Below are 567 nucleotides of genomic sequence, written 5' to 3'. Positions count from 1 at the left end.
CGGGGGCCGTCGCGGGGTTCGAGCCCGATCTCGCCAGGGCCATCGCCAAGGATCTCTTCGGCGCGGCCGATCGGGTCGACTTCCGTCAGGTCGAGGATGCGCAACGCATCAGGGCGCTGCAGGATGATTCCGTCGATGTGGTGATCTCCCAGATGACGATCACGCCGGACCGCGCCCAGCAGGTGGACTTCTCGATTCCCTATTACGTGACGCGGGAGGCGATCCTCGTCCCCAAGGGGAGCGCCATCGCGCGCTTCGAGGACCTCGCGGGCAAGCGCATCGCGGTCACCGCGGGGTCGGTGTCGATTCGTCGGATGCAGGCGGCGCTTCCGTCGCTTCCCGGCGCGACCCTGGTCGTCACGCCCCTGAGCGCCGGGAACGTCGAGGCCGTCGCGAAGGGCGAGGCGGACGCGGCGTCGAACGATCTGATCAACCTGACGCTGATGCAGAGAGGAGCGGACCGTCCGGACCGCTACGAGATCATCGATATCGGCGACCGATTCGATCCGAAGCCCTTCGGCGTGGCCGTGAAGAAGGGCCGGCCCACGCTCGTCGCTCGGCTCGACC

At 68.1% G+C, this 567-nt stretch carries 1 protein-coding gene; it reads left to right on the top strand.

Features of this window, described 5'->3' with window-relative positions; translation table 11 throughout:
- Nucleotides 1–41 precede the first annotated feature (41 nt).
- The coding region (locus tag ABTU92_RS30025; protein WP_408095190.1) for a transporter substrate-binding domain-containing protein at nucleotides 42–567 on the top strand (526 nt) is incomplete at its 3' end.

The sequence above is a fragment of the Rhodoplanes sp. SY1 genome (assembly GCF_046000175.1).
GTDB lineage: Bacteria > Pseudomonadota > Alphaproteobacteria > Rhizobiales > Xanthobacteraceae > Rhodoplanes.
This window is presented reverse-complemented; position numbering and strand designations above follow the sequence as displayed.